The 975-nt window shown below is 71.2% G+C and carries 1 protein-coding gene; it reads left to right on the top strand.

Annotation, left to right across the window (positions count from 1 at the left end; genetic code table 11):
* The coding region (locus CLM62_RS49950; protein ID WP_179382047.1) for a hypothetical protein at positions 1-972 on the top strand (972 nt) is incomplete at its 5' end.
* Positions 973-975 lie beyond the last annotated feature (3 nt).

The following is a 975-nucleotide window of genomic DNA, read 5'->3' as shown; positions in this document are numbered from 1 at the left end:
TCAGACATGCTCGTTCCGGCACTGCGTGAGGTCCGCAAGGCTGAAGTCGCGCTTGCCGACCGCTTCAAAGCCCACCTCGCAGGAACGCCCGCCGGGGAGTACCGGGAGCTCCTGGAGCGCCGTGCCGGCGACGCCCGGGGGCATATCTACCGCATCGACGAACGTCTGGGAAGCCTGCGGTCCCGTGGGCTGATGCAGACCGTTCTGGGAAATGCCTGGCGCCTGACCGGGCAAGCCGCCCGGCTGCCGTTCGAATTGACCCTGGCCGTTCCCGGCATCGTGTTCCGGGGCCGCGGGCCGGCGTCGGAGCACCAGCTGCTCAAGAACATCGAGGACGAGTACGCGGTCACCGCGTTCGCCGTGGCCATCTGCCGGGCCGCCGAGCGCATCGCCCAGGAGGCTCAGGACGCCGTCACCTCGGAGCTGCTCAGCTCCCTGCGCCGCGACCACGAAGAGGCGATGGAAGAGCTCGGCAACAGTCTCGAGCAGCGCGCCGAGGCAGCGGTGGTGGCCGCCCAGACCGGTGATGGCTGGAGCGCCACCGGCGCCGGCCAGGCGGTTCGCGCCTGGAGCAGCTGGCTGCGGGAGACGGCCGAGCGCATGCCGGCCGCGGACCGGCTCCAGGGGGCACCGGAGGGAGCCCTCCTCAGGGAGTACGAGCTGCCGATCCCTGACTACCGCAGGCTGAGCACCCGGACGATCGTCGAGCGCCTGCCGCACCTCACTCAGAGGGATCTGGCCACGGTCGGCGCCTACGAGCGGGCCCACGCCGCCCGGCCCGCGATCCTGAGCCGGATCACTGACCTGCTCGGGCCCGAGCCCTGGCCCGGCTACGACAGCATGAACGAGGACGAGATCATGAAGCGGCTCGGTGACGCGGAGGAGGGCCTCACCCGGCGGGTGCTGACCTACGAACGTCGCCACCAGGCACGCTCCAGCATCCTCGCCGCCGCCGAACGAGTCCCCGCCTGACCG

This window comes from Streptomyces sp. SA15 (assembly GCF_002291145.1).
Taxonomy (GTDB): domain Bacteria; phylum Actinomycetota; class Actinomycetes; order Streptomycetales; family Streptomycetaceae; genus Streptomyces.
Note: the sequence above shows the minus strand (reverse complement) of the source record. Positions and strands in the feature narration are given on the sequence as shown.